Genomic DNA, 20,674 nt, shown 5'->3' with positions numbered 1-20,674 from the left:
TCAAGAGGCAATCGCGAGGATCAAAACTGGGAGCGGCTAGCGGCTGACTTGGGTCGCGGAAGTGCTTGCACAACACGTATTCGTAACGGCGCGAATGATCGGGGGCTTCCACAACGAAAGGTCAAGCCGTTTTAAGGACCACGCGCGGTAAGCGACAGATCGGGTGAGAGTGCTTTGCGACCTTCGCTTTCAAGTGAACAGGCTTCAGGTAACTGACGGCCGGGATAGGGTCATCCCGGATCAATGACTTAGGCCACGTCCCATGGCAAGCCAGACGCAAGCGAGTTTCTCCAAGTTGCAAGTAAAGGAGAATCGAATGTCTGCAGTCGACCGGATTGGCGGAGCCGCCGCGATTTACACACGTTTGCGGCCGCAGGAGGTCACTCACACAGTCCCCGGCCAGGCTGCCGAGCGGCCAGTTGCAACTTCTTTCGGGGGCGCCCCCGCGCCCCTCTCCTCCAATCTTGCAAATATACTCTGGTCGCTCCAGGGAGAACCGGCCGGACTCATTGATGAGGCGCCTCTGCAGAACGGCGGGCCAAGCCCGGAGGAAGAACTGAGCAAATGGGCGCATATGAGCCTCGGCGAAAAAATCAGGGCGCAGTATCTGGAGGCGCGCGGATTAACGGAAAGCGATCTTGCCGCAATGTCGCCCGACGAGCGGAAGGCGATAGAGGACGAGATCAAGAACGCGATCATGGCTGCACTGGAGAATACTGGAGAGGACCACACACGCCCGAGGCCGTGAGATCCAGTCCCACAACGGAAGAGGTTAAGCCCCGCCGGTGCGGCCGGATAAAAGCAGCCCCTCGACGCGCGGATGCTCCCCGGCGCTTTCCTGTTGCTTTTACGTAAATAACCACCCCGCCGCCCAAGTGTTGTGTAGGTTACCTGTCACTGGAGACGGAACTCGCCGTCAATGCGACGCCATTCATTCGGCCCAATCAAACGCTGGTGTGTAAAGCGCACGGAGTGAAGGGGGCCGTCGAGCCTCGTTTGCCAAAAGTCGAGGAACTTGTGCATTTCGGGGAAGTCGGGGGCCAGGTCATAATCCTGCCAGACAAAGGTCTGGAGCACGGCCTCGAAATCCGGAATCCGATATAAGATGTGGGCAGTTGTGAGGCCATAGCCATTGAGCTGGCGTTCAAGATCGGATGAAAACTGCATGCTTCATCTCCTTTCGTGACACGACAAAGTGTGGCGCAAAATACTCCAGGCATCAACGTTTTCCTCAACGCGGACCGTCAGAATTTCGTTCCTTTTCAGCGTATTAGCAGCAGACGATCATGAGTGCTGATTTTTTTGCGTCGACCTCTTGAAATTCAAAAATCGCCAAACCAGATTTTTGCGCGCGAACGCTCGGACGAGGTTCGCACTTCCGGGTCGGCCACCCCCGGCCCGGTAAGAACAGACGTCATCTTTTTTGTCTCACGGAGGAAAATATGTCGTTCCGACCGCTTCATGACCGCATTCTCGTCCGCCGGGTCGAATCCGAAGAAAAGACCAAAGGCGGTATTATCATCCCCGACACTGCCAAGGAAAAACCGCAGGAGGGCGAGGTCATCGCCGTTGGGCCCGGTGCGCGCAACGATGCCGGACAGATCCAGGTGCTCGACGTCAAGGTGGGCGACCGCATCCTGTTCGGCAAATGGTCAGGCACCGAGATCAAGATCAATGGCGAAGACCTGCTGATCATGAAGGAAAGCGATGTCATGGGCATCATCGGCGCCCAGGCTGAGCAGAAGAAAGCCGCCTGACCGTCCTACCCTACACCCATCAGTCAGATAGCTGCCTATTGAGGAGTTAAAAAAATGGCTGCCAAAGAAGTCAAGTTCCACACCGATGCCCGTGAACGCATGCTGCGAGGGGTCGATGTGCTCGCTAATGCCGTGAAAGTCACCCTTGGCCCCAAGGGTCGTAACGTTGTTATCGACAAGTCTTTCGGCGCACCGCGCATCACCAAGGACGGCGTGTCGGTTGCGAAGGAAGTCGAGCTTGAAGACAAGTTCGAGAATATGGGCGCGCAGATGCTGCGCGAAGTCGCTTCGAAGACAAACGATCTGGCCGGCGACGGCACCACGACCGCAACTGTCCTCGCCCAGGCGATCGTCAAGGAAGGTGCCAAGGCGGTTGCCTCCGGTATGAACCCGATGGACCTGAAGCGCGGCATCGATCTTGCGGTCGATGCTGTCGTCAAGGAGCTGAAGACCAACGCTCGTAAGATAACCAGCAATTCCGAAATCGCCCAGGTTGGAACAATCTCTGCGAACGGGGATACGGAGATCGGCCGTTATCTTGCCGAGGCAATGGAGAAGGTCGGCAACGAAGGCGTCATCACCGTGGAGGAAGCAAAGACCGCAGAAACCGAACTTGAAGTCGTCGAAGGCATGCAGTTCGACCGCGGCTATCTGTCGCCCTACTTTGTCACCAATCAGGACAAGATGAGGGTCGAACTTGAGGATCCCTATATCCTTATCCACGAAAAGAAGCTCTCGAACCTGCAGGCCATGCTGCCGGTCCTCGAAGCCGTGGTCCAGTCGGGCAAGCCTCTCCTCATCATCGCTGAAGACGTCGAAGGCGAAGCCCTTGCAACGCTCGTCGTCAACAAGCTGCGTGGCGGCCTCAAAATCGCTGCCGTCAAGGCGCCTGGCTTCGCCGACCGCCGCAAGGCCATGCTGGAAGACATCGCCATCCTGACCGGTGGTACCGTCATTTCCGAAGACCTCGGCATCAAGCTCGAAAACGTTACGCTCAACATGCTCGGACGCGCCAAAAAGGTGGCTATCGAGAAGGAGAACACCACCATCATCGACGGCGTAGGTTCCAAGTCCGAGATCGACGGCCGTGTTGCGCAGATCCGCGCTCAAATCGAGGATACCACTTCCGACTATGACCGCGAAAAGCTGCAGGAGCGTCTCGCCAAGCTCGCCGGCGGCGTTGCCGTCATCCGGGTTGGCGGCTCGACGGAAGTCGAAGTAAAGGAAAAGAAGGACCGCGTCGACGATGCGCTGCACGCCACTCGTGCGGCGGTAGAGGAAGGCATCCTGCCTGGCGGTGGCGTCGCGCTGCTGCGCGCTGTCAAGGCGCTCGACAATCTCGGTACGGCCAACCAGGATCAGAGGGTCGGCGTTGATATCGTCCGCCGTGCAATCGAGGCACCCGTCCGTCAGATCGCCGAAAACGCCGGCGCGGAAGGCTCCGTTATCGTCGGCAAGCTGCGCGAGAAGACGGACTTCTCCTTTGGCTGGAACGCACAGACAGGCGAATACGGTGATCTCTACGCGCAGGGCGTTATTGACCCGGCCAAGGTCGTTCGTACTGCGCTTCAGGATGCCGCCTCTGTAGCAGGCCTTCTGGTGACGACCGAAGCGATGATAGCCGAAAAGCCGAAGAAGGATGCCGCGCCTACACCCGTCGGAGCGGGAATGGACTTTTGATGGAAGGGGGCGCCCAGAGGGCGCCCCCTTTTTGGTGCTCCGTGAGTAACGATGCGGAGCCTGACCGGCCAAATATCAGCGCGAGTACCCTTCCGCAAATTCGCGGGTCGTCTGGATGAACGCAGTGAAGGCGGCCGGTGGGGTGTTCCTCCCGGAATGATAAAGGGCCACGGGCGTCAGGAGCGGCGTCCACTGCTCCAATATGCGCGTCAGTCGTCCAGCCTCAAATCTTCGCGGCAAAGGTTTCTGCGAAAGCGAAATCGACCACACACGAAACTTTCACCAGGAAATCAATCGGTTCCGCCGAGGTTTTCCATTCTGCTGTCAGTCAGGGCGGAATGCTGCGCGGTTGACATGCCGCTCGGCAGCTTCGCTCTTTTTCACCTTGTCACCATATTTCCCCTCGCTTGGATCGCTCTCGTTAGAGGCGAGCAGACGGGTGAGATGCTGGCGATGCAGGTCGTCGGTGCAGCCTTCCGTACGGTTGCGATCGTCGCCTCCGGCTACGTCGCGGACCGGATTGGACGGCGCGGGCACCTGATGCTGTGCGCAATCTTGACCGCGCTTTTCAGTCTTTCCGCACCGTTTCTCATCGACGTCGGACGAACCGGTCAGTATTCCTTCCTGCTTTCCGCTTTTGCTCTCATGGGATTTTTCTTCGGGCAAGCATCGGGCTCTATTGCTGACAATTTTAGCACGAGGCTGCGTTACACCGGCTCTGCCCTGACCTCCGATCTCGCCTGGCTGATCGGCGCCGGCTTTGCGCCGGCAGCAGCTTTCTACCTTGCGACGCGCTTCGGGATAGCCTTTATCGGCCTTTATCTCCTGTCCGGAGCGATTTGCAGCGCCGTGGCCCTGGTAATCGCGGGACGTTCGCGGACCGGCGAAAGCAAGTCCGAGCGGATATAGCCCGCTTTGACGGCCAAAAAAATGCGATCTGGTTTCCGCCACGTCACTTTCTGAACGACGTGACGTGCTTATTCCGGCCGGCGACACTCCCGGAGCTTCAGGAACAGGACGATCCCCGACAGGCAGAAGCAGATCGAGTTCGTTAAAATGATTGGCCATTCGCCGCGGAGGAAGCCGAACGCTGCCCAAAGCGCAAATCCGGTTACGGTCAATATGTGCATAGGCGCCGAAATCGCCGCAGTGTCCCCGGACCTCACCGCCTTCCAGACTTGGGGAATGAAGCTCGTCACGGAGCATATCGAGGCGAGATAGCCAACCAGAAGACCGCCGTCCATGAGCAAAATATCCTTTCAATCAGTCAAGTTCGGTGCATCGAGGCGTCACGTTGGTGACGTCGCGGCGACTGCTGGCAATACCTCGCGCCCCATGAATCGAATAAAGCCCGCCTGGTCGCGGGAGACGTTGTGAATGTAGAGTTCTCCGACGCCGCATGAACGACACTCGTCGATGAGCCGAAGGACGTCACCAGCTTCTGTGACCAGAGGAACAAACCGGTCCATCTCCTCCGGGAGAATTTCGCGCGTCGCGCTGTCGAAAGCAGCCGGGCTTGCAAGGTTTGCCAGACGGTCCGCTGGTGCTGCTGCCGTTCGCCATTGATCCCAGGCGGCGATACGGGCTTCGTCCCTTGTGGCTCCCCAGCTTAGCTGCAACTGGAGTGCGAGCGGTTTGTCCGAGCCGCCCCTTGACCTATACTGGTCGAAGACGTGGACCAGCTCCTCCTGGGGCTTGCGAACCCTCAGCAGACCGTCTGTCCAGTCACCCATCCAAGCAGCTGTCCGCGCGGAGAGTGCGGCGCCGAAGAGAGCGGGAGGCCGCACTGGAAGCGACCAAAGCCTTGCGGAGTCAGCTGAAAACCATGGCAGGATGCGGGACACCGTCTCTCCCCTGAGCAGCCTTCGCATGATGTCGGCGCCGGCCTGCAGACGCAGATTGCGTTCATGTTTGTCCGGCCAGCCTTTTCCCACGACATGTTCATTCAAGGCTTCACCGCTTCCGACGGCGACCCAGCGTAGCCGGTCTGGAAACATTTCCGAGAGAGTGGCAATCAGATGCGCAAGAGTGACCGGGTGATAGCGCAAACCACTAGGAATGGCGAGGCTGCCAAAGGGCAGGGTCGTGACGGCCATGGCAGCTCCCAGCCACGCCCAGTTGTTGCCCGAGTTCCCCTGTCGCCCACTCCACGGGGTAAAGTGGGCCTCGGCAGCATTGATGTTGGCGCGCGTCCATACGCAGGCGATTCCATTCCTGCGTATAGGCATCGCAAAACTCGGCGAAGATTTTGGGATCGAGCATCCGGGTGCGCAGCGCGTAAGCACGGGGGTCTCCAGCTGGTCGCGCCGGATGTCGACGCGGTTGTCGCAGGTGCCCTTGTTGCGTGCCGTCGAGCAGCCTATCAAGGTAGCCGAGATCGCCGAATAGCCACCGCCGCAGCAGGCGCAAGCATGCCAAGGCAGCTCCCTTCAAGCGCAGCGACGCCATGCTCGGCATTCTGTCGATCGGCGTCATCGTCTGGCCGGGCACCGGTATCCAGGACAACCTCGCCGACAAGGCCAAGTAGCTCGGCATTCCGGTCTATCGCTTCGAGATGGGGGCGCGTAAGCGCCATCCGTATTCTTGGCCTGGAATCGATTTTCACGCCAATCTAAGATTATGAATCGAAATTCATTGTGGGTTATCGGATTTCATGAGAATGTCTGTCCTGAGGTCAATTTCAGGGCTAGGTATCAAAATTTATGGAGCCGGGGCAGAAGAAGTCATTTTCAGGACAGGCAAGCGTTTTTCACGGGCGCTGGCTGCCGGAAGCCGCCGTTCCGGTCGGCTATGCCGCCCTGATCGATGCCTGGAGCTTGTCCGTGCCCGTGCCGATCAACCTGTCGGCCATCGGACCACGTCACAAGGTCTACCAGGCCGAGGGCTGGAGCCTCTACACCCCGCGTCACCGGCCGGATGAGAAACTCGCCAGCCACCTTACATTTGCACTCCGCTACGAGGGGTTGGATCTTGCAGTCCTGAAGGCGTTGTTCCGCGAAACCGGCCCGGAGCCGATCGCGGCCATCGTCCGCGCAGCGCCGACCGGCGCCTATGCGCGCAGGCTCTGGTTCCTCTACGAATGGCTGCTTGATACGCGGCTTGATCTGCCCGATGCGACCCAGGGCAGCTACGCCCTGACCGTCGATCCTGAGCAACAATGGGCGGTTGAGGGGACGACTTCGACTCGCCACCGCGTGAAGAACAACCTCCCCGGCACGCCCGCCTTCTGCCCGCTGATCTTTCGCACGCCCGCACTCGAGGCCTTCGTCGCGCGCGGCCTCGGCGACAAGGCACGACGGCTCGTCGCCGAAGTGCCCACCGATCTTCTGGCGCGCACTGCCGCCTTCCTGCTGCTCAAGGATTCGCGTTCGAGCTTCCAGATAGAGGGAGAAGATCCACCACAGGATCGCATCCAGCGTTGGGGACAGGTGATCGGCGAAGCCGGCCGCCGGCCGATCGACCGCGCCGAGCTCGAACGGTTGCAACGCATCGTCATCGGCGACGCGCGTTTCGTCCATCTCGGACTGCGGGAGGAGGGCGGCTTCATCGGTGAACACGACCGCCTGACCGGCGCGCCGATCCCCGATCATGTCGACGCCCGCCACGACGATCTTCCGTCACTGGTCGATGGGCTGATCGCCTTCGATCGCGGCGCCGCGCACCGGCTCGATCCGGTCCTCGCCGCCGCCATCCTCGCCTTCGGCTTCGTCTACATCCATCCGTTCGAGGACGGCAACGGGCGACTGCATCGTTATCTGATCCATCATGTCCTTGCCGAGCGTGGCTTCAATCCGCCGGGCCTGGTCTTTCCGGTGTCGGCCGTCATCCTTGATCGCATCGACGCCTATCGGACCGTACTCGAAAGCTATTCGCGCCGTCTTCTGCCGCATATCCGCTGGCAGGCGACTGATCGTGGCAATGTCGAGGTCTTGAACGACACCGCCGATTTCTACCGCTATCTCGACCTGACGCCGCATGCGGAGTTCCTGTTTGAATGCGTCGCCCGCACCATCGACGTCGATTTGCCGGCCGAGACCGCGTTCCTGCGTATCTATGATGCGTTCAAGACAGAGGTCCAGAGCTTGATCGACATGCCGGATCGGTTGCTCGACCTTCTGTTTCGGTTCCTGCGCCAGAACGATGGAAGGCTGTCAAAGCGTGCGAGAGACAGGGAGTTCGCTGCGCTTACCGATGAGGAGGCCGCGAGGATCGAAGAGGTTTATGCCGATCTTCAATTGCGGGGCTGATGTGAGCTCACGCTGAACCGCGACTTCTGTTGCGTATCAAGCTAGCTGGCATGCCTGATCTGCGCGAGCAGTTTCTTGCGAAAGACTTCGGCCGGTGTCCTATAGCCGAGGCATTTTCTGGGTGTTGCGTTGAGGCGGTTGCAGATCTCGATTAGATCGGCATCTGTGACCGACAATGGATCGACCTCTCTCGAAAGCCATTTCCGGACGCGGCCGTTGGTATTCTCGACGGTGCCTTTCTGCCATGGCGATTGCGGGTCGCAGAACCAGGTTTGGGTGCCGATGCTCGCTTGCAGATACGGCCAGTCCGTGAACTCGGTGCCACGATCGAAGGTGATCGAGCGACGGGCGGGATGGGGTAGGGCCTTGAGGGCCTGTATCAGGCCGTCCATAACCGGACGTGACTGACGGTCGTTGTTACGCAGGAAGATCGCAAATCGCTCACGCGCTCGACGAGCGATGTGACATTGGCCTTCCCAAACTTCTTGCGGAACTGGATGAGATCACATTCCCAGTGCCCAAACTGTTTGCGTTCGCCGACAGTGTCGGGACGTCGCAGAATGTTCAGATCCGAGCTAAAGCGTTGACCGTGCTTGCGTCTGGCGTGTCTCGGCCTGCGCCTGGCACGACGTTCCGGCAGGTGTCGCCACAGCTTGATCGCCTGACCGTCGGCTGAGTATGCGAATTTATAGATCGTCTCGTGGCTCACCGAGATCGGATGATGCTCAAGTCGCATCCTTCCGGCAATCTGCTGCGGTGACCAGCCGTGTACGATCCGCTCGATAACCGATTGTCGGACATGCGAGAAGCGCGCGAGCTTGCGCAGCTTCAAGCGGCGATCACAGGCCATCTGATGCGCGGTCACGCAGTAGTAACCGCTAAGATCAGGGACTTCTTTGTCGATGAATATGTTGCGCCGGACTTCGCGAAAGATCGTCGAACGGTGCCTTCCGAGTTTTTCTGCGATGGCGTCGATACTGAGCCCAGCCAACCTCCAGCGGGCAATCTTACGGCGTTCGTCCAATGCAATCTGAGAGTAGGTGCGCTTCGTTGCATCATCCTTGCGATTAATAACCCTTTGGGATCATTAGCAAGTCGCACTTCATTCTAGAACCCACCCGGGTACAATAACTGTGGCGTGGAAGTTGGAATGTCCGCGGGTTTGCAAAGTAGAAATGTCCGCATGTCACCACACGCAACACCGACCAGCCCCGATCTGAGCGGCTGATCCCGCTTGCAAGATCAGATCGGGGCGGGTGATCGATACAGCTCTTCGGCTTTAGCTTTGAGACGCCTCACTCCGCAGCCGGCTGTTGCGACAGTGCTTTCTTTCGCCGCGCAATCACGACCGGATCGGTCGTGAAGTCTTTCCGACGACCGGGTCCACGCGCGCGTTTGATGTATCCACTCTTGTCGCTGTTGTTCTTCACGTCAGGCGCCGGGCGCTCGTCCTGGCGCTCCTTGATATACGCCAGGACATCACCGAGCCGCTTGTTCTCGGTGATCGCCGCATGCGTCACCCGCTGGTCCTTGTCGAACACCTGATAGGGCAGGGAATGTCCCTTCCAGCGCACATCCAGCCGACCGTCCGCATACGCATAGGTCTCGACATAACGGCCAACCAGGCCACGCGTCACCGCGGTCTCCTCCAGCATGATCCGCTTGCGCTCGAACGAAAACGTCAGCTGCGATCCGACATAGCGCTGCTCGCGCTTGCACAGGATCTCGGTCAACCGATCCGGCGCCAGATTCAGCGGCCGATGCAGATCGTCGGGACGGGCAGGGACGATTGCAAAACGCGCGTTGTAGTCCTCTATGAAAACAGGCAAGAACGCATTGCCCGCCTCCATGCTGTCGATGCCAGAAAGCCTGAGCTCCTTGACCAGGCGATCCTGCAACGTCCGGTTCATCCGCTCGACCCGGCCCTTGGCCTGGCTCGAATTTGCACAGAGAATCTCGATATTTAGCTCGCAGAGCGCACGCCCGAACTGGGTCATGCCCTGACCACCCCTGGCATCCTTCTTCGCCACCCGGAACACTGAATGCTTGTCCGAATAGAAGGCAACCGGCGCGCCATGACGCTTGAGATACAGCTCCAATGCCTCGAAATAGCTGAAGGCACTTTCGGAACGCACGAAGCGCAGCTGCATCAACCTGCCGGTCGCATCGTCGACAAATACCAGCAGCGAGCAAGACGGTCCGCGATCCTCGAACCAGCGATGCTCCGAGCCGTCGATCTGCACCAGTTCGCCATAGGCTTCTCGTCGTAACCGCGGCTGATGAAACGTCCGGCGCTGCTTGCGCGACAGCCAGAGGCCGGCATCAGTCATCCAGCTGCGCACCGTCTCGCGCGATACACGCAGTCCGTCGCGCTCGGCCAGCTTCTCCGTCGCCAATGTCGGTCCGAAATCCGCATAGCGTTCGCGAACCAGCGTCATTGCATAATCGCGAACCCCGTCGCTGATCCGGTTGTTCGACGGCCGACCGATTGCCTTGCGCCGGATCGAAGCCGCGCCGCCAGTCCGTATACGCTCCAGCAGCCGGCGCACCTGGCGCTCGCTCAGATCAAGCACATGCGCCGCCGATACCGTGGTCATCCGGCCGGCGACCACCTTCGACAAGATCTCGATCCGTTGCAGATCGCGCTCGCTCATCGCTATCAATCCCATCCGCAATCTCCCGGGTATCATTCAGATCCGGGGAGTGTGACATTCCAACTTTGCAGAAACAGGACACTTTAACTTTGCGGCTACAATAACATATCGCATAAGCTTTATTATGGAACTTTTGTCAAGATCGAATCGGAGTAACGTCTGCTAAGTGGAATGTGTTCAAGGTTAAGAATTTACCTAGTTGATTCGACGCCACGCAGGCCTCAGGGCATCCGATCCCCGCATTTATGGCCGTTATGGCTACGGGGTCGCATCCTGGTCGGTCCGCCAGGAGGTCGATCTCACGCGCACCGGACTTGCGGCAAAGACGTCGCGTGAAAAGATCCGCATCGTCGATGCCCGCGAAAATTTTGACCTGTTTCGCAGGATTGCCGATACGGATCCGAAACCGCGCGCTGCAACCTTGTCCCGATGGGACGGCTGGTGGTCGATGCAGGAATACCGCACCGCGCATGGCGCAACGCCGTACCATGCCTTGGTATTTGGCGCTTAGGGAGATGAAAGCGGCTTTCTGCGCTTCCATGTCGAGCCTTCGGACAACTGGTTCACATCAACGCGCCGCACGGTGATCGTCGACGATCTTGTTGCCCATGACGGCGAAGCCTGGCGCGGACTGATTGGTCATCTCTTCACCCAGGACATCCTGCACCGAGTCGTGTTTCCATCCCGGCCGGTTGATGACCCGCTGCCGTTGCTTCTGGAAAACCCGCGTGCGCTTGACATATCCGGTCAACGTGACGAAAGCTGGATACGGCCGCTGGATCTCGAGGCACTGCTCTCAGCCCGTCGTCTCGCCGGCACGCGCGGGGTAACGATTGCGGTGAAGGATGACCTCTTCCCCGACAATGCGGGTATCTGGACCTTCGGTCCCAAGGGTGCGAGCAAGAGCGGCGCAAAACCGGAAGCCTCCGTTGCGATTTCGGACCTCGCCACGCTGATATTCGGGGCACAAAGCGCCTCACATCTTGCGGCATCCGGACGTATTGTCGCAGATTGTGAGGGACCTGTGGAAGAGCTTGACCGCGTGTTCGAGACCAGCCGAAAGCCGCATTCAGGGATATCATTCTGAATCGCACAGAAGCCCAACCCTGCGCTGGTCGAGATCTATATTGATGATCAAGGGAGAGAGTCACCCTTGTCAGTCCGCAGAGAGAGTCCGAACAACATTATCGTGAAGCCTGCCACTAGAAGATCTGCGGCCAGAATGATGTCCGGGCCCCCTCCAAGTCCAAAGGAGCGATCCGCGACCAGCCATGCGACAAAGAAGAGGGTGGTCAAGCCGCCTGCCAGCAGGGATGGAGCCCCCCGGTGGGGACGGATCGTTTCTCCAACCCAGAGCCGCAATAACGAAAGACCAAGAAACAGACAGCAAAAAAGCAAAAAGGCCGCAGACGACCTAAGGCTCTCATCAACACAGACGATACATCCCATCGCTGCCTGAAGGGCGCCGATGGCAATCCAATCCGGATAAAATGCGGGGCGCGCAAGCCGCATGATGATGATTGCAAACAGCAATCCGCCCAGCATTGGCCCGAGGCCCGGCAGATAACCTTCAAAGTTCCGGTCGAGAAACCTGTTGGCGAGGGACAACACGGCAAAATCGACCAGAATGACGCCAAGCGCGACAACTCTCAGCCAGTCGGACGGTTTCCTGAAGCGGTTTTGGCCAACCTCCCGGCCACTGCGGATGAGGCGGCGAAGCCGCGGGAGAAATGACGGGGCACGCTGGTGGGGGAAAACGTGCCCCGTCCGATGTCCGGCAATGAGCGTTGCGGACATCATTGGCCCTGACGGCAGGGGACGATACGTCAGGGCCATGTTTGTCGAAGACGGAGCAGGCACGGAACCTCCGTAACCCGTGGAAACGGCCAGGCTGCCGCGAAGGGCAGGAGACTGGCGCGAAATATTTTCGCGATCCTTCATCATTTTCGGAACCGCCTCCTCCATTGGGCAACCGGTTCGCTTTCGGGATCATACCGGTCAACCAGCGCTACTTGCCGGGGCAACCGTAGCGATACCTTTATATATACATACAACACGTTTGTAAATTTGAACCTAGTCATCTTCCGTCACCAGCGCATGTCAGAGCGGTTCGCTTGGGGTGATTATGTCAGAATTGCTTCAGCCGAGGCCTTGGTGTTTTTTCTGAACTCCTGCGAGCAAAGTCGCGACCAGAAGGCCCCCGTCTTCGGAAAGCGTAAAGACGCTCTTGCTTAGCGCCCATTCCGTAATGAGACCGCCCATCGCCGCATAAAGCATGGAGGCAGCCTTTTCCGGCGTCCACGGTTTCACCATTCCGGGGTTTCGCTCGACTGCCCTGAATATGCGCACGAATAATTCATGCATTTCCTCGGGAAACGTGTTTTGTGCGGCCTCATCCTTTTCCGCCAGAACGATATCGAGCCGCATCATCACCCGCAGCAGACCGCGTTGACGCGGATCCTGCTCCAGCAGCCTGAACGTGTCGGCTATGATGTCGCCGAGTTTTTCGATGGAAGCGGAGCTCCGGCCTTCGGAAAGTTCGTCGGCAAATCGCCGAAACGGTTCCTGCGCCTCGTTTCGGAGAGCGAGCAAAAGCCCGTGCTTGTTCTTGAAATGCCAGTGGATTGCACCCCGGGTCACACCGGAAAGAGCAGCGATTTCTTCTAGGCTGACATTGTCATAGCCCTTGTCCAGAAACAGGGTCTCCGCCGCCTGCAAGATCTGGCGACCGGTTTCCGCCGCCTGCTCCTTGGTTCTTCTCACGCCTCTAAACTCCCGTGACTGAATTTCGCCGTTGCTTTCTACATGGACCAGCCCGGCAAAAGCAAACTGCCGTCCCGCCGCAACTCATCACGGCGGGACGGGAATGCATCAACCTCAGGCAGTTTTCGGCTCCGCCGCCTTTACGCTTCTGTGGCTAAATATCCCCGATATCAGCACGAAAAAGACCGGCACGAAAACAATCGCCAGCAAAGTCCCTGTCACCGTTCCAAAGAAGGTGGCAAAGCCGATAGCCTGGCGTGCACCGGCGCCAGCACCCGTCGATATGACCAGCGGAATGACACCGAGGCCAAAGGCAAGCGACGTCATCAGGATCGGCCGGAACCGAAGTTTCGCCGCCTGGCAAACCGCCTCGAATGCGCTTTCGCCAAGCTGCGCCATTCGCTCTCGCGCAAATTCGACAATCATGATGCCGTTCTTGCCCGTCAGGCCGACCACGGTCAGAAGCCCGACCTGGAAATAGACGCCATTCGACTGCCCACCGATCCACGCGCCCAGAAGCGCGCCGAGGATACCGACCGGCATGGCGAGCAGAACCGCAACGGGAATGGTCCAGCTTTCATAGAGCGCCGCAAGGCAAAGGAACATGGTTGCCAATGCCAGCCCGTAGAGAGGTAAGGCGCCGGCACCGGCATCCTTTTCCTCGAGCGACATTCCCGTCCATTGCAGGCTGAAGCCCGGCGGGAGTTTTGCGGCAAGCGCCTCCATTTCCGCCAGTGCCTCACCGGAGGAGAAACCCGCAGCAGCCGACCCTTCGATCGACATGGCGGGAAGGGCGTCATAACGGCTGACCTGCTGGGGGCCGAAGACCCAGTTTTGGCTGGCGATGGTCGAAAGATCGACGAAATCGCCATTCGCATTCGGTACCCGCCAGAGAGCAAGGTCCTCCGGTCCGGTGCGTGCCAAAGGCTCGCCCTGCACGTAAACGCGTTTCATGCGTCCCTCGTAAAGGAAGTCGTTCACATAGGAACTCGACCAGACGGTGGTCAGGAACGAGCCGACATCCGCAGCGCTGAGGCCAACGGCGCCGGCCTTGCCCCAGTCAATGTTGAGTTCGAACTGGGAAGCATCCTCCACGCCGTTCGGCCGGACGGCCATGAGTTTCGGGCTTTGAGCCGCAAGACCCAGCAGCATGTTGCGCGCTTCCAGAAGCTGCTCATGGCTCTGGCCGGAGCGTGCCTGAAGGAAGGCGGTAAAGCCGTTGGAATTGCCGAGTTCCGTGACCGCCGGCGGCACCAGCGGAACCACGATCGCTTCCTTGATGCCGCCCATCAGAGGCCCGAAGGCACGCGCGGCGATGGCCTGGGCGGAGTTTTCCTTGCCCTTGCGCTCTTCCCAGTCCTTCAGCTTCACGAACATCATGCCCATGTTCTGGCCCTGACCGGCAAAGGAGAAACCACGAACCGAGAAGACAGACTCGACGTTCCGGGCTTCGGCATTCATGTAGTAGTTTTCCACCTTGCCCAGAACCGCCTCGGTATTTTGCGCGGTCGAACCGGGCGGCGTCTGGATGATGGTCATCAAGGTTCCCTGATCCTCGTCGGGAAGGAACGAAGTCGGCGTCTTCTGGTAAAGGAGGACCATGGCGCCGACCAGTAGCAGGTAGACGAGGAACATTCGCACCGGCCTTTTCGCCGAAGTCCTGACGACATTGCCGTACCGCGTCGTCAGCCATGAGAAATTGCGCTCGAACCAGTTGCTGAAACGGCTGGCGAGGCCGGACTTCGCATTGTGGTCATGGGCCTTCAGCATGGTCGCGCAGAGCGCCGGTGTGAAGATCAGGGCGACCAGCACCGAGAGCGCCATGGCCGCGACGATCGTCACCGAGAACTGCTTGTACATTTCCCCTGTTGCGCCGCCGAAAAACGCCATCGGCACGAAGACGGCGGAAACCACCATGGCGATGCCCACGAGCGCGCCCTGGATTTCTCCCATCGACTTTTTCGTGGCCGCGACAGGATCGAGATGCTCGTCGCGCATGATACGCTCGACATTTTCCACCACCACGATCGCATCATCCACCAGCAGACCGATCGCCAGAACCATGGCAAGCATGGTGAGCGTATTGATCGAGAATCCGAGCGCCGCCATGATGCCGAAGGTTCCAAGCAGAACCACCGGCACGGCCAGCGTCGGGATCAGCGTCGCGCGGAAATTATGCAGGAAGATCAGCATCACGAACACGACCAGCACAATCGCTTCGATAAGCGTGTGAATGACCGCCTCGATGGAAAGCGAGACGAACGGCGTCGTGTCATAGGGAATGACATAGCTCACGCCGGCGGGAAGAAACGCGCCGAGATCGGCCATCTTCGCCTTCACCAGTTCCGCCGTTTCAAGCGCATTGGCGCCGGATGCCAGCTGAATCGCCATGCCTGACGATGGTTTGCCGTTGTAGAAACTGGAGATTTCGTAGTTTTCCGTTCCAAGCTCGGCCCGCGCCACATCGCGCAGCAGCACCAGCCCGCCATCGGTATCGGCACGCAGCACAATGCGTTCGAAATCCTGCGGCGTCTTCAGGAGTGACTGGGCGGTGACGGTGGCATTGAGCTGCTGGCCTTCCGGCGCCGGCATCGCGCCGAAGGAACCGGCCGATATCTGCGCATTCTGGGCGCTGATGGCATTGATGACGGTGGTGGGAGAGAGGCCGTAATATTTCAGCTTCTGAGGATCGAGCCAGATCCGCATTGCATATTCCGACCCGAACACTTCGACCTTACCGACACCCTTCAGTCTCGACACCGGCTCGACCATATAGGAGTTCAGATAATCGGCGAGATCGATGGCGCTTCGGGCTCCGTCGTCGGAGATCAGTGCGATCACCATCAGGAAGCCGGTTGTCGATTTCTCAACCGTCACGCCCTGGCGGGTCACTTCCGATGGCAGGCTCGCTTCGGCTTGGCTGAGCTTGTTCTGGACCTGCACCTGCGCGATGTCGGGATCGGTGCCGAGATTGAAGGTGAGCGTGACGGTGGCGCGACCGGTGGAGGTCGTTGATGAGTCGATGTAACGCAACCCGTCAAGGCCAGTCATTTCCTTCTCGATGATCTGCACCACCGTGTCCGCAACCGTCTCGGCCGATGCACCGGGATAGGTCGCGCCGATGACCACGGACGGGCCGGCGATCGAAGGATATTGCGAGATCGGCAGCCTCATGATCGACAGGACGCCAAGGCCCATGATGATGATTGCAATGACCCAGGCGAAAATGGGTCTATCTATGAAGAAGCGTGCCATGGATCAGTTGCTCCCGACCCGGGCAGCCTGCTGGCCCACCGGCTGTTGCTCTATTTCCACCGACGCACCCGGCGCCACCTTCTGGAAACCAGACATGACGATCTGATCCCCCGGCTTCAGCCCGCTGCTCGTGACCCAGCGATTGCCGGCACTGGTGACAATCGTTACCGGACGCGGAACAATCTTGCCGCCTTCCACGATCCAGACGGAGGCCTCACCTTTGGCATTGCGCATCACAGCGCTTTGCGGAACGAGGATGGCGTCCTTGGTAATGGCCTGCGGCAGCTCAACTTCCACATACAGACCCGGCAGAAGCCTGTTGTCCGGGTTGGAAAAGGAAATTCGAAGTGTGACCATGCCCGTCGTCGGCTCGACCCTCGGTTCGGCTGCTTTCAGATCACCTTTTACAGGGTAAGTCTGGCCGTTCGGAAGGATCATCGTTGCAACGGACTGGGACTGGCTGCCCCCTACCCTTTTGTCGGCATTCCAACGCAAAAGATCGTTCACGGACTGGGTTACGTCGACATAGATCGTGTCGAGCGCGCGGATCGTGGTCAAGGCCGTCGTCTGCTGGGCAGCCACAAGCGCGCCGGCCGTCGTTTCCGAAAACCCAATGACGCCTGAAATAGGCGCACGAATCGTTGTTCTCTCCAGATCGATCTCCGCAGTGGTCAATTGTGCCCGCGCCACCTGAAGTGCGGCCTGCGTCTTGTTTCTTTCGGCAATCTTGTTGTCGCGGTTCGCTGCCGAGCTGACATTGTTGGCAAATGTCTCTTCAGCACGGCGCGCATCAACGACGGCGAAATCATAGCTGGCCTGCGCCTGGGCCACATTGGCCTTTGCAGATTCCACCGCCGCGACATAGGTTTCGTCCTCGATCTTGTAGAGAACTTGACCAGCCTCGACGCGGGCACCTTCCTCAAACAGGCGTTCCCGGATGATGCCGGAGACCTGCGGGCGTACCTCTGAAATCGTCGATGGTTTGATTCGTCCGGGCAAACGCGCAGTTAGCGTAAAATCTGCTGCTTTGGCGGTTTCAACCGTGACCGACGGAGTGGGTTGTTGCTGCGCGAGTACTCTACCGGGATAGAGGACGCATGATAAGATCAGCGCAAGGGCCGCCGTGCGCCCGCGCCACCACTGACTTTTCTCGACCATTTTTCACCTTCCGATGAGAATTTTATGAGGCCACCATAGAGGAGCCCGCCCCTGCGTACTTATATACATACATTCCGATTGTAAATATAGTAAAACTGTCTAGTCCTGCGCCGATTGCAGGGCGGCGAAGTGTTAGGACTGAAACGCCACTGGAGAGACTCCGGTTCGGATCACGCCCAACGCGAGCAGAAGAAGAGAAGAAGGTCGCAAGGGGGTGTATAAAATGTCGCAGCCGAGAAATTGACGCGCGCAGAGCAGAAAGCTCGACGCCTATTGGAGATAGTTGATGCCGCATCGGAGGCATTTGCAAAGGAAGGCTTCACCACTACAAGCGTTAAAGACATCGCTCGCCCTGGGAATGTCACTAAGGGTTCCGTGTTCATCTGTTTCGAAACGAAGGAAAGATATTTTAGGTCCACGACCGAGAATCTCAGAGGGCTTTCCCAATTATTCAGGTGCGCGGAATAGTCCCGTCGAAGCGGTCGAATGAATTTTAGGCGTCCCGTTCGATGCCATTGTAAATGACCGGAAAATGCAGGAACTGCATAGGCTGCTCTTGGCCGAGCCGACCCGGGTTCCCGAGCTGGTCGACCATTATAGTGAGAACTTTGCGGAACCCGTCTTCTCGAAGATCAACACGATGTCGGAGGACGGCGTTGTAAAAAAAGATGCTCAGTTCGAAAGCACCTCAGCTAGCGCGAGTTGCGATGATACTGCCTGCCGGAGCAATGGTGTCTTGATTGATCTCGGATGCCCGCAGAGCGCCGCAGACAGCGACCTAATTGATAGTTTTTCACGTTAGTGCGAAAACCCTGTGCCGTTCTTGATAGCATTCGCCCGTTTATGAGAGGCATTCCAATGAAGCGCCCAACCATATCAGATCTTGCAGGCGCCGCCGGCGTAAGCGTTGCGACCGTAGACCGCGTTTTGAACGGGCGTTTACCTGTTCGCGAAGAGACCGCCAAAAAAGTTTTCGAGGCATCCGAAAAGATCGGTTTTCGCGGCACCAACATTATCCGTCAAAGAATGTTGGGAGATGTTCCGACGTATAATTTCGGAATAATTCTGCGTAAGGAACGGCAGACATTTTACAAGGACTTTGCCGCCGAACTCCAGGGAGCTGCCTCGGCAGTAAAGGACCGCAACATCAACCTCAGGATGGAGTTTGCCAAATCCGAGGAACCCAGCGAGCTCGCCGACTTGATCTTGGGAATGGCCGGCAAGGTCCAGGCGATCGCGGCAGCAGGACCAGACCACCACGACGTGACGAAAGCCGTTGCCACGATGAAATCGAAAGGAATACCAACGTTTTCCCTACTTTCCGACTTCGCGCAAGGCGTCCGTGAAACCTATCTGGGCACCAACAATATGAAAGTTGGACGTACTGCAGCCTGGATAATTTCGAAGCTGTCGCCTACCCCCGGCAAGGTTCTCCTGATTTTGGGTGGACACCGGTTTCATGGACATTCGCTTCGGGAAACGGGGTTTCGCGCATATATGCGGGAATACGCCCCTGAGTTTGAAGTTCTGGATGCCCTCGTCAATCTTGAGACCCGCCGCCTCACCTATGGCCTCATGATGGACACGCTCTCGCACCATCCGGACTTGGTTGGTCTGTACTGCATCGGCGGTGGAATGGAGGGCGCTATTGAAGCGCTAGTCCAGCAAAACAGATCCGGATCCATTGCCTGCCTCGTCAATGAACTAACCCCTGAATCACGTCAGGCCCTTCTGGAGCGGCGGATTTCGGGCATCTTTCAAACGCCATTGCGGGACCTGTGCGCAGATCTGATCATGACAATGATCCACACCAAGGAGCACGGGATGGCTGAGAATCCTGGCCAGCGCTTCCTGCCAGCACATTTGTGGGTTCCTGAAAGCCTGTAGAGATCTGATAGAATCTCTCATTGACCGCCTGTTTTTTCTATCAGGCTTGATAGGTTCTGCGGCGACAAATCGTTGACGACGGCCCTCCTTTGCGAAAGTGTGAGAGCGCGATGGCGGAGACAGGAGGCCATCGCGTTCGTAAAAATCATTGATGGCCGCGCCTAGGGAACTGACATCGTCAGAGCTCGTGGAAAACTGTTGCATATTCTAACAGACCAAGCCCGCCGGCGTTATCACGCTGAGTGGGTAGGAAAACCGTGGAGGAGAAACACGTGAAAAAACATTTGATCATGGCCGCATTTGCCAGCTTACTGGCGACATCGGCATCTGCCCAGACGATTGGCGTCTCGATGGCACTGTTCGACGACAACTTCCTGACAGTCTTGCGCAATGGCATGATTGATTACGCCAAAGGCCTCGACGGCGTCACTCTCCAGATCGAAGATGCGCAAAACGATGTTGGCAAACAACTGAGCCAGGTTCAAAACTTTGTGGCCTCGGGGGTAGATGCAATCATCGTTAACCCGGTCGACACCGATGCGACCACCGCACTTTCACAGGCAGCCGCAGCAGCAGGTATCCCTCTCATTTACGTCAATCGCCAACCGGTCAATGTTGACGACCTGCCCGAGAAGCAGGCCTTCGTTGCTTCGGACGAAAAACAGTCAGGAACACTGCAAACTCAGGAGGTCTGCCGAATTCTCAAGGAAGCCGGGAAGAAGGAAGCCAATGCCGTCGTGATGATGGGTGAACTGTCCAATCAGGCCGCGCGCGTGCGCACACAGGACATCAAGGACGTCATCGCAACACCCGATTGCAGCTTCATCAAGATCGTCGAAGAGCAGACTGCAAACTGGTCTCGAACACAGGGTGCCGATCTGATGACCAACTGGTTGTCGGCTGGCGTCAAGTTCGATGCCGTCATCTCCAACAATGACGAGATGGCAATTGGCGCGATCCAGTCGTTGAAATCATCGGGCCGCTCTATGAATGACGTCGTCGTCGCAGGCATTGATGCCACGCAGGACGCTCTTGCGTCCATGGCGGCTGGCGACCTCGACGTGTCTGTCTTCCAGAACGCGGCTGGCCAGGGAAAAGGCGCGGTTGACGCGGCTATCAAGATTGCCAAGGGCGAAAAGATCGAAAAGAAGGTCTATGTTCCATTCGAACTCGTCACCCCGGCAAACCTAAAGAACTACCAGGCGAAGAACTGACCTGCGCGACCACGCGAGGAAGGCATCTTGATGCCTTCCTCTTTCGCGAGACGGAGGAT

19 protein-coding genes and 1 pseudogene are annotated in these 20,674 nt (G+C 58.3%); 10 read left to right on the top strand and 10 right to left on the bottom strand.

All coding sequences use genetic code 11. The features are described 5' to 3' along the window. Positions 1–316 precede the first annotated feature (316 nt). On the top strand, positions 317–748 hold the full coding sequence (locus K7A42_RS12310) for a hypothetical protein (protein ID WP_282455272.1): 432 nt from the start codon (positions 317–319) through the stop codon (positions 746–748). Positions 749–894: 146 nt separating this feature from the next. On the opposite strand, the gene K7A42_RS12305 is transcribed toward K7A42_RS12310, so the two are convergent. Then, on the bottom strand, positions 895–1,167 hold the full coding sequence (locus K7A42_RS12305) for an usg protein (RefSeq protein WP_006699025.1): 273 nt from the start codon (positions 1,165–1,167) through the stop codon (positions 895–897). 275 nt (positions 1,168–1,442) lie between these two features. Here K7A42_RS12305 and groES point away from each other — a divergent pair, with 275 nt between their 5' ends. Beyond that, complete coding sequence (gene groES, locus K7A42_RS12300; RefSeq protein WP_006699024.1) at positions 1,443–1,757, top strand: co-chaperone GroES; 315 nt, start codon at positions 1,443–1,445, stop codon at positions 1,755–1,757. 54 nt (positions 1,758–1,811) lie between these two features. Beyond that, on the top strand, positions 1,812–3,437 hold the full coding sequence (gene groL / locus K7A42_RS12295; protein ID WP_282455271.1) for a chaperonin GroEL: 1,626 nt from the start codon (positions 1,812–1,814) through the stop codon (positions 3,435–3,437). Between the two features lie 324 nt (positions 3,438–3,761). On the opposite strand, the gene K7A42_RS12285 is transcribed toward groL, so the two are convergent. The 3 genes from K7A42_RS12285 to K7A42_RS12275 are packed head-to-tail and all read right to left on the bottom strand — an operon-like array spanning position 3,762 to position 5,692. Continuing rightward, complete coding sequence (locus K7A42_RS12285; protein ID WP_282455270.1) at positions 3,762–4,388, bottom strand: hypothetical protein; 627 nt, start codon at positions 4,386–4,388, stop codon at positions 3,762–3,764. Positions 4,389–4,414: 26 nt separating this feature from the next. Then, positions 4,415–4,681, bottom strand: a complete 267-nt coding sequence (locus tag K7A42_RS12280) for a SemiSWEET family sugar transporter (RefSeq protein WP_282455269.1) — start codon at positions 4,679–4,681, stop codon at positions 4,415–4,417. A gap of 45 nt (positions 4,682–4,726) precedes the next feature. Then, complete coding sequence (locus K7A42_RS12275) at positions 4,727–5,692, bottom strand: LLM class flavin-dependent oxidoreductase (RefSeq protein WP_416220911.1); 966 nt, start codon at positions 5,690–5,692, stop codon at positions 4,727–4,729. Between K7A42_RS12275 and K7A42_RS12270 the strand changes: the two genes are divergently transcribed. After that, positions 5,616–5,825 carry a hypothetical protein gene (locus tag K7A42_RS12270; protein ID WP_282455315.1) on the top strand — a complete coding sequence of 70 codons (210 nt, stop codon included), beginning with the start codon at positions 5,616–5,618 and terminating at the stop codon, positions 5,823–5,825. The two genes, K7A42_RS12275 and K7A42_RS12270, sit on opposite strands and share 77 nt — an antisense overlap. A gap of 314 nt (positions 5,826–6,139) precedes the next feature. After that, positions 6,140–7,684, top strand: coding sequence for a Fic family protein (locus K7A42_RS12265; RefSeq protein ID WP_282455267.1), 1,545 nt, complete (start codon positions 6,140–6,142; stop codon positions 7,682–7,684). A 41-nt stretch (positions 7,685–7,725) separates the two neighbouring features. On the opposite strand, the pseudogene K7A42_RS12260 reads toward K7A42_RS12265, so the two are convergent. After that, positions 7,726–8,756: pseudogene (locus tag K7A42_RS12260) on the bottom strand (IS30 family transposase). Between the two features lie 223 nt (positions 8,757–8,979). Continuing rightward, the gene (locus K7A42_RS12255) at positions 8,980–10,353 is read right to left on the bottom strand and encodes an ISNCY family transposase (protein WP_282455266.1); all 1,374 of its coding nucleotides are present in this window, start codon (positions 10,351–10,353) and stop codon (positions 8,980–8,982) included. Positions 10,354–10,537: 184 nt separating this feature from the next. Between K7A42_RS12255 and K7A42_RS12250 the strand changes: the two genes are divergently transcribed. Both K7A42_RS12250 and K7A42_RS12245 read left to right on the top strand, forming a co-directional pair. Beyond that, positions 10,538–10,849 (top strand): hypothetical protein, encoded by a 312-nt coding sequence (locus tag K7A42_RS12250; RefSeq protein WP_282455265.1) that lies wholly within the window; start codon positions 10,538–10,540, stop codon positions 10,847–10,849. Between the two features lie 18 nt (positions 10,850–10,867). Beyond that, a complete protein-coding gene (locus tag K7A42_RS12245; RefSeq protein WP_282455310.1) occupies positions 10,868–11,425 on the top strand; it encodes a sterol carrier protein domain-containing protein in 558 nt (185 codons plus the stop codon). Between the two features lie 47 nt (positions 11,426–11,472). On the opposite strand, the gene K7A42_RS12240 is transcribed toward K7A42_RS12245, so the two are convergent. The 4 genes from K7A42_RS12240 to K7A42_RS12225 form a co-directional block, all read right to left on the bottom strand. Further along, a complete protein-coding gene (locus K7A42_RS12240; protein WP_282455264.1) occupies positions 11,473–11,949 on the bottom strand; it encodes a hypothetical protein in 477 nt (158 codons plus the stop codon). A 528-nt stretch (positions 11,950–12,477) separates the two neighbouring features. Continuing rightward, positions 12,478–13,101 carry a TetR/AcrR family transcriptional regulator gene (locus tag K7A42_RS12235; RefSeq protein WP_282455263.1) on the bottom strand — a complete coding sequence of 208 codons (624 nt, stop codon included), beginning with the start codon at positions 13,099–13,101 and terminating at the stop codon, positions 12,478–12,480. A 114-nt stretch (positions 13,102–13,215) separates the two neighbouring features. Beyond that, positions 13,216–16,356: an efflux RND transporter permease subunit gene (locus K7A42_RS12230; protein WP_282455262.1), complete on the bottom strand. Its 3,141-nt coding sequence runs from the start codon at positions 16,354–16,356 to the stop codon at positions 13,216–13,218. 3 nt (positions 16,357–16,359) lie between these two features. Further along, positions 16,360–17,514: an efflux RND transporter periplasmic adaptor subunit gene (locus K7A42_RS12225; protein WP_282455261.1), complete on the bottom strand. Its 1,155-nt coding sequence runs from the start codon at positions 17,512–17,514 to the stop codon at positions 16,360–16,362. A gap of 240 nt (positions 17,515–17,754) precedes the next feature. Here K7A42_RS12225 and K7A42_RS26105 point away from each other — a divergent pair, with 240 nt between their 5' ends. From K7A42_RS26105 to K7A42_RS12215, 3 genes are all read left to right on the top strand, one after another. Further along, entirely contained in the window at positions 17,755–17,982 is a 228-nt protein-coding gene (locus tag K7A42_RS26105) for a TetR family transcriptional regulator (RefSeq protein ID WP_416220909.1), read from the top strand. Between the two features lie 390 nt (positions 17,983–18,372). After that, on the top strand, positions 18,373–19,401 hold the full coding sequence (locus tag K7A42_RS12220; RefSeq protein WP_282455260.1) for a LacI family DNA-binding transcriptional regulator: 1,029 nt from the start codon (positions 18,373–18,375) through the stop codon (positions 19,399–19,401). Positions 19,402–19,691: 290 nt separating this feature from the next. Next, positions 19,692–20,615, top strand: coding sequence for a sugar ABC transporter substrate-binding protein (locus K7A42_RS12215; protein WP_222857111.1), 924 nt, complete (start codon positions 19,692–19,694; stop codon positions 20,613–20,615). The last annotated feature ends 59 nt before the right edge of the window (positions 20,616–20,674 follow it).

This window comes from Agrobacterium sp. InxBP2 (genome assembly GCF_026191755.1).
In the GTDB taxonomy this organism is placed as follows: domain Bacteria; phylum Pseudomonadota; class Alphaproteobacteria; order Rhizobiales; family Rhizobiaceae; genus Agrobacterium; species Agrobacterium pusense.
Note: the sequence above shows the minus strand (reverse complement) of the source record. Positions and strands in the feature narration are given on the sequence as shown.

What these genes read in the sequence shown, in the direction of transcription:
- K7A42_RS12310 (WP_282455272.1), top strand. Translation starts at nt 317, where the DNA reads ATGTCTGCAGTCGACCGGATTGGCGGAGCCGCCGCGATTTACACACGT.
- groES (WP_006699024.1), top strand. Translation starts at nt 1,443, where the DNA reads ATGTCGTTCCGACCGCTTCATGACCGCATTCTCGTCCGCCGGGTCGAA.
- K7A42_RS12225 (WP_282455261.1), bottom strand. Translation starts at nt 17,514, where the DNA reads ATGGTCGAGAAAAGTCAGTGGTGGCGCGGGCGCACGGCGGCCCTTGCG.
- K7A42_RS12230 (WP_282455262.1), bottom strand. Translation starts at nt 16,356, where the DNA reads ATGGCACGCTTCTTCATAGATAGACCCATTTTCGCCTGGGTCATTGCA.
- K7A42_RS12265 (WP_282455267.1), top strand. Translation starts at nt 6,140, where the DNA reads ATGGAGCCGGGGCAGAAGAAGTCATTTTCAGGACAGGCAAGCGTTTTT.
- K7A42_RS12215 (WP_222857111.1), top strand. Translation starts at nt 19,692, where the DNA reads ATGGCCGCATTTGCCAGCTTACTGGCGACATCGGCATCTGCCCAGACG.
- groL (WP_282455271.1), top strand. Translation starts at nt 1,812, where the DNA reads ATGGCTGCCAAAGAAGTCAAGTTCCACACCGATGCCCGTGAACGCATG.
- K7A42_RS12255 (WP_282455266.1), bottom strand. Translation starts at nt 10,353, where the DNA reads ATGGGATTGATAGCGATGAGCGAGCGCGATCTGCAACGGATCGAGATC.
- K7A42_RS12220 (WP_282455260.1), top strand. Translation starts at nt 18,373, where the DNA reads ATGAAGCGCCCAACCATATCAGATCTTGCAGGCGCCGCCGGCGTAAGC.
- K7A42_RS12305 (WP_006699025.1), bottom strand. Translation starts at nt 1,167, where the DNA reads ATGCAGTTTTCATCCGATCTTGAACGCCAGCTCAATGGCTATGGCCTC.
- K7A42_RS12270 (WP_282455315.1), top strand. Translation starts at nt 5,616, where the DNA reads ATGTTGGCGCGCGTCCATACGCAGGCGATTCCATTCCTGCGTATAGGC.
- K7A42_RS12280 (WP_282455269.1), bottom strand. Translation starts at nt 4,681, where the DNA reads ATGGACGGCGGTCTTCTGGTTGGCTATCTCGCCTCGATATGCTCCGTG.